The organism is Saliniramus sp. (assembly GCF_035311605.1).
GTDB lineage: Bacteria > Pseudomonadota > Alphaproteobacteria > Rhizobiales > Beijerinckiaceae > Saliniramus.
Genome location: NZ_DATGCW010000128.1, coordinates 1 through 5,478, shown reverse-complemented (window position 1 = coordinate 5,478; position 5,478 = coordinate 1). Strand labels below are relative to the sequence as shown.

The 5,478-nt window shown below is 64.9% G+C and carries 7 protein-coding genes; 6 read left to right on the top strand and 1 reads right to left on the bottom strand.

What is annotated here, in order from left to right; all coding sequences use genetic code 11:
- Nucleotides 1-91 precede the first annotated feature (91 nt).
- The 3 genes from VKP01_RS06405 to VKP01_RS06395 are packed head-to-tail and all read left to right on the top strand — an operon-like array spanning nt 92 to nt 1,704.
- Nucleotides 92-778 (top strand): response regulator transcription factor, encoded by a 687-nt coding sequence (locus VKP01_RS06405; protein WP_324411333.1) that lies wholly within the window; start codon nt 92-94, stop codon nt 776-778.
- A gap of 19 nt (nt 779-797) precedes the next feature.
- Complete coding sequence (locus VKP01_RS06400; protein ID WP_324411332.1) at nt 798-1,241, top strand: cyclic nucleotide-binding domain-containing protein; 444 nt, start codon at nt 798-800, stop codon at nt 1,239-1,241.
- Between the two features lie 4 nt (nt 1,242-1,245).
- Nucleotides 1,246-1,704, top strand: a complete 459-nt coding sequence (locus tag VKP01_RS06395; protein WP_324411331.1) for a GNAT family N-acetyltransferase — start codon at nt 1,246-1,248, stop codon at nt 1,702-1,704.
- A gap of 5 nt (nt 1,705-1,709) precedes the next feature.
- Here VKP01_RS06395 and VKP01_RS06390 read toward each other — a convergent pair whose 3' ends face one another.
- Entirely contained in the window at nt 1,710-2,819 is a 1,110-nt protein-coding gene (locus VKP01_RS06390) for a DNA recombination protein RmuC (RefSeq protein ID WP_324411330.1), read from the bottom strand.
- Nucleotides 2,820-2,952: 133 nt separating this feature from the next.
- Here VKP01_RS06390 and hisS point away from each other — a divergent pair, with 133 nt between their 5' ends.
- The 3 genes from hisS to VKP01_RS06375 form a co-directional block, all read left to right on the top strand.
- On the top strand, nt 2,953-4,479 hold the full coding sequence (hisS, locus tag VKP01_RS06385; protein ID WP_324411329.1) for a histidine--tRNA ligase: 1,527 nt from the start codon (nt 2,953-2,955) through the stop codon (nt 4,477-4,479).
- Between the two features lie 169 nt (nt 4,480-4,648).
- On the top strand, nt 4,649-5,035 hold the full coding sequence (locus tag VKP01_RS06380; RefSeq protein WP_324411328.1) for a cytochrome c family protein: 387 nt from the start codon (nt 4,649-4,651) through the stop codon (nt 5,033-5,035).
- Nucleotides 5,036-5,171: 136 nt separating this feature from the next.
- A partial coding sequence (locus tag VKP01_RS06375) for a four-carbon acid sugar kinase family protein (protein ID WP_324411327.1) occupies nt 5,172-5,478 on the top strand: 307 nt, incomplete at its 3' end.

Below are 5,478 nucleotides of genomic sequence, written 5' to 3'. Positions count from 1 at the left end.
GGCCCGGGTTACTCTGCGCCTGAGCGTGTTTCCCGGCGAATCTGTCAGTCGCGGGCGGGGCGCTCCCGCATATAGTCGAGGATAGTGTCTGATGTCGAAAGCTCACCGCCTTCTCGTCGTGGATGATGATCACGATCTGCGCGAGACCCTTGCCGAGCAGCTCGCCTTGCACGAGGAGTTCGACGTGGCCACTGCCGAGAATGCCAGTGCAGCGATGAACACGGTGCGCAACGAGCGGATCGACCTCGCCATCATGGATGTCGGCCTGCCCGACATGGATGGACGCGAGGCGGTGAAACTGATGCGAAAGCACGGTTTCCGTTCGCCTATAATCATGCTGACAGCGCAGGGCTCCGATTCGGATACGGTACTGGGGCTTGAAGCCGGCGCGAATGATTACGTGCCCAAACCCTTCAAATTCGCCGTCCTCCTCGCGCGCATCCGCGCGCAGCTGCGTCAATATGCGGCGAGCGAGGATGCCGTGTTTCAGATCGGTCCCTACAGCTTCAAGCCGGGCGCCAAATTGCTGGTCACGGAAAGCGGCTCCAAGCTGAAGCTCACCGAGAAGGAAACCGCCATCCTGCGCTTTCTCTACCGCGCGGATCAGCAGGTGGTGCCGCGTGACACATTGCTGGCGGAAGTCTGGGGCTACAATGCCAACGTCACCACGCATACGCTGGAGACGCATATCTACCGCCTGCGCCAGAAGATCGAGCCGGACCCCTCCTCCGCTTCGCTGCTGGTGACCGAGGGCGGCGGTTACAAGCTCGTGCCCTGAGGGGCGGATCGGATACCCCATGTCGCTCGACGACGACATCGCCATGCTGGCTCAGGCCCCGCTTCTGGGGCTGCTGGAACGCGACGCGCTGCGCCTGCTCGCCTTCGCGGCTGACAAGCGCCGGCTGCGGCAGGGCGATGTGCTGTTTCGCAAGGGTGATCGCTCGGATGCGGGCTACATCGTCACCGAGGGCGAGATCGGGCTCGATACGGGCGGCGGCAAACCCGATCTGGTCGCGAAGCGCGGGGATCTGATCGGCCAGACGGCCCTGTTCATACGCGGGCATCGCCCGGCCACCGCGACGGCGCGGGCGCCTTCCGTCGTGCTGCGGCTCTCCGTCAGCCTGATCAGGCGCGTGCTTGAGGAATATCCGGAGGTGGCCGCCTCCATGCATGCCGCACTCGCGGAGGAGCTTGGCGCATTTAACGGCGAGCTTGCGCGGATCGGCAGACGGTTTGGATGACCTGATGAGCGAGCCACTCCCGACCATACGCGCTGCCGTTCCCGCCGACCTCCCTGCCGTCAACGCGATCGTCGAGGCGGCCTACAGTCCTTATATCGAGCGGCTCGGTAAGAAACCCGGGCCGATGCTCGACGATTACGCCGCGCAGATCGCGGCAGGGCGGGTGCATTGCCTGTGCGACGATGAAGGCGTGGCCGGTTTCATCGTGCTGATCGCCGATGAAGCACGCTTCCTGCTCGACAATGTCGCCGTGGCGGATCGCGCACGCGGGCGCGGCTACGGGCGGGCCCTGATGGCCTTCGCAGAAGACGCCGCGCGGCAGGCAGATTATGACATGATCACGCTCTACACCCACGAGAAAATGCACGAGAACCGCGCGCTCTATGCCCGCCTTGGCTATCGGGAGACCGGGCTGACCCGGGAGAAGGGCTTTGCGCGGGTCTATATGGAAAAGAGCCTGTGATCCCCTCAGCCGTTGCGCCGCCCCCGTGACAATACCGCCGGCGCGCTGAACATGTCGCTCTGCTCGCTCCCCTCCTCGGCAAATTCCAGATTTTCGATGCGCTGCCCGCGCCGGGTGATTTTCTCCGACGAGATCCGTATCTGCCCGACATCTTCCTGCGCCTGCCGGAAATGCTGGTCAAGCCGCTCGACCCGCTCACCGAGCCGCGTCACATCCGCAACGAGGCGCCCGACCTCGCGCTGGATCACCTGCGCTTCCTCCCGGATCCGCGCATCGCGGGCGAGCCCCTGCATGACCTGGATGGCGAGGACCAGCAGCGAGGGCGAGACGATCATCACCCGGGCGCGATAGGCGCGCTGCACCAGATCCTCGAAATGCTCCTGCAGATCCGCATGCAGCGACTCTGCGGGCACGAACATCATCGCCACATCCTGGGTTTCGCCGGCGATCAGATATTTCTGGGCGATGTCCTTGATATGCGTGCCGATATCGCCGCGCAGCTTCTGCGAGGCGCGCGTGCGCGCCTCGGGCCCGCGCGCCTCGCGGAAGGCGGAAAAGGCCTCGAGCGGAAACTTCGCATCCACGACCAGCGGGCGATGGTCCCCCGGCAGGCGTATGGTACAGTCGGGCCGGGTGCCGTTGCCAAGCGTCGGCTGGAAGGCATAGGCGTCGGCGGGCAGCGCATCGCGCACGATCGCCTCCATCCGCCCCTGCCCGAAGGCGCCGCGCGCCTGCTTGTTGGAGAGGATGCGCTGCAGCCCGGCCACCTGCCCCGTCAGCTCCGTAAGATTGGCCTGCGCGGCATCAATGACAGCGAGCCGTTCGTTCAGCCGCCCGAGCGTCTCGTTCTGGACATGCGTCCCGCGATCGATCCGCTCCCCGAGCATGCGGGCGAAATCACCCTGGCGGGCGCCGAACACGTCGGTGAAGCTCTGCACGCGCCCGGCCATCTCGGCCTGAACGCGCGCCATCTCCTCCACCTGTTGCGCCAGATGCCGCTCGCGGGCGGGGCGCGTCAGCCGTATCACGACCAGCACGGCGAGGAAGAACCCCGCGAGCGCCACCTCGCGCCATGTGACGGCAAATTCGCCGAATCGGAATGCAATCTCGCTCATGCGCGCAGTTTAAGCAAGAAAACCGAACAAACAATGAACAATCTACACGTCTTCGACGAAACCGCCTTGCGGCTGCCGGGTTCGCGCGCTACCACCCGCGCATCCGTCTCGCATCTTTGGGAAAACGCACGTGATGTCCAATCCGGACGAGAAGAAATCCGCCGGCAAATCCAAAGCCGACAAGAAGAAATCCGACAAGCTCAAGGCCCGCCTGCCGCGCGGCCTCACCGATCGCAGTCCGCGCGATCTCGCAGCGTCGCACCGGATGCTGGAGAAGATCCGCGAGGTCTACGAGCTCTATGGTTTCGAGGCGGTCGAGACGCCGCTGATCGAATATACCGATGCGCTCGGCAAGTTCCTGCCCGATCAGGACCGCCCTAACGAGGGCGTCTTCTCCTTCCAGGATGATGACGAGCAATGGCTCTCGCTGCGCTACGACCTCACCGCGCCGCTCGCGCGCTATGTGGCGGAGAATTTCGACGCGTTGCCCAAGCCCTACCGCTCCTACCGCTCAGGCTGGGTCTTCCGCAACGAGAAGCCCGGCCCCGGCCGCTTCCGGCAATTCATGCAGTTCGACGCCGATACCGTCGGCGCGGCCTCCGTCGCAGCCGATGCCGAGATCTGCATGATGGCCGCCGATACGATGGAAGCGCTCGGCCTCGCCGGCCAGTACGTCATCAAGGTCAATAACCGCAAGATTCTCGACGGCGTGATGGAAGCGATCGGGCTCGGCGGCGACGACAAGGCCGGCCAGCGGCTGACGGTTTTGCGCGCCATCGACAAGCTCGACAAGATCGGCGCCGAGGGCGTGCGCGACCTGCTCGGCGAGGGCCGGATGGATGTCAGCGGGGATTATACCAAGGGTGCGGGGCTGGATGAGGGGCAGGCGGCCCGCGTGCTCGCCTTCATAGCGGCCGGTGGCGCTGATGCGCAGGAGACGCTGGGCAATCTCGACACGGTCATTGCAGGCTCGGAGCGCGGCGCCGAGGGCGTCGCGGAACTGCGCGAGATGGCAGCACTCATCGCCGGGGCGGAATACGCGGACAAGGTCATCATCGACCCCTCCGTCGTGCGCGGCCTCGAATATTACACCGGCCCCGTCTTCGAAGCAGAACTCACCTTCCAGGTGACGAACGAGGACGGCGTGCCGGTGCGCTTCGGCTCGGTCGGCGGCGGCGGGCGCTATGACGGGCTCGTCGGGCGCTTCCGCTCCGAACAGGTTCCGGCAACCGGATTCTCGATCGGCGTCTCGCGGCTGCTCGCGGCTTTGCAACTCGTCGACAGCCCGATTCTCAGGCAGACGGCGCTGCAAGCGCCGGTCGTGGTGATGGTGATGGAGCGCGAGCACATCGCCGATTACCAGAACTTCGTCGCGGCATTGCGTCGCGCCGGTATCCGCGCCGAGCTCTATCTCGGCTCGTCGGGCATGAAGGCGCAGATGAAATACGCCGACCGGCGCGGTGCTCCCTGCGTGATCATCCAGGGCTCGGATGAACGCGCGCGCAGCGAAGTGCAGATCAAGGATCTGATCGAGGGCGCGAAGGCGGCGACCGCGATCGAGACGAATGCGGAATGGCGCGCCGCGCGCCCGGCCCAGTTCTCCGTGGCGGAGGGGGACCTCGTGCAGGCGGTGCGGGATGTGCTCGCGCGTCACTCTTGATTTATATCAAAGAAACTGCACATTCTGAAACTTGTCCGAACCAAGGCAGCCGCGCGGCGTTGACTGTGCGAGTGTCGTGGAACGGGCCCACAAAATCGCTCGCGCCCCCGGCGAACCACCCAATTCCTGGCACAAGCCTGAGCCGAGACAAAGACAACCGGAGAAAATCATGCGTTTACTCATCGCCGCCGCCGCACTCCCGATGATCGCTTTCGCCAGCCCCGCCGCTGCGCAGGATGCTGCCGCCGGCCAGCGGGTCTTCAACCAGTGTCGCGCCTGCCACATGGTTGGCGAGAATGCCCGCCACACCGTCGGCCCGCAGTTGAACGGCCTGTTCGGGCGTGCCGCAGGTGAGGTCGAGGGCTATAACTTCTCTTCCGCTTTCGACGACATTGACAAGGTCTGGGATGAAGAGAATTTTGCCGAGTACATCCGCAATCCCCGCGAAGTCACTCCCGGCACCCGCATGGTCTTCGCCGGCCTGCGCAACGACCAGCAGATCGCCGATCTGACGGCCTATCTGATGCAGTTCAACGAGGACGGCACCACGGATTGATCCGAACGTGCATCCGCGCCAAGAGCGGAGCTGCCATATCCAGGCCTGCCGTGACGTTGCGGCAGGCCTTTTTCATGGCTAACGTCGTCATACAGAACAGGCCGCAGCAAGGGCCGGCGAGGAAGGGGAGAAGCGCGTGGCGCAGGATGCATCCGCAGGGCTGGCGCTCGGCGCCGTAGCCGATGATTATACGGGCGCGACGGATCTCGCGAATTCGCTCGCACGTCAGGGCCTCAAGACCATCCAGACCATCGGCATCCCCCGCGAGGGCCTGCTGCCGGACGATGTCGAGGCCGTCGTCGTCGCGCTCAAGAGCCGCTCGATCCCCGCTGCGGAGGCGGTGTCGAAATCGCTCGCCGCTTACGATTGGCTCGCCGCGGGCGGCTGCGGCCATGTGCTGTTCAAGATCTGCTCGACCTTCGATTCGACTGATGCCGGCAATA

What these genes read in the sequence shown, in the direction of transcription:
- VKP01_RS06405 (WP_324411333.1), top strand. Translation starts at nt 92, where the DNA reads ATGTCGAAAGCTCACCGCCTTCTCGTCGTGGATGATGATCACGATCTG.
- VKP01_RS06400 (WP_324411332.1), top strand. Translation starts at nt 798, where the DNA reads ATGTCGCTCGACGACGACATCGCCATGCTGGCTCAGGCCCCGCTTCTG.
- VKP01_RS06395 (WP_324411331.1), top strand. Translation starts at nt 1,246, where the DNA reads ATGAGCGAGCCACTCCCGACCATACGCGCTGCCGTTCCCGCCGACCTC.
- VKP01_RS06390 (WP_324411330.1), bottom strand. Translation starts at nt 2,819, where the DNA reads ATGAGCGAGATTGCATTCCGATTCGGCGAATTTGCCGTCACATGGCGC.
- hisS (WP_324411329.1), top strand. Translation starts at nt 2,953, where the DNA reads ATGTCCAATCCGGACGAGAAGAAATCCGCCGGCAAATCCAAAGCCGAC.
- VKP01_RS06380 (WP_324411328.1), top strand. Translation starts at nt 4,649, where the DNA reads ATGCGTTTACTCATCGCCGCCGCCGCACTCCCGATGATCGCTTTCGCC.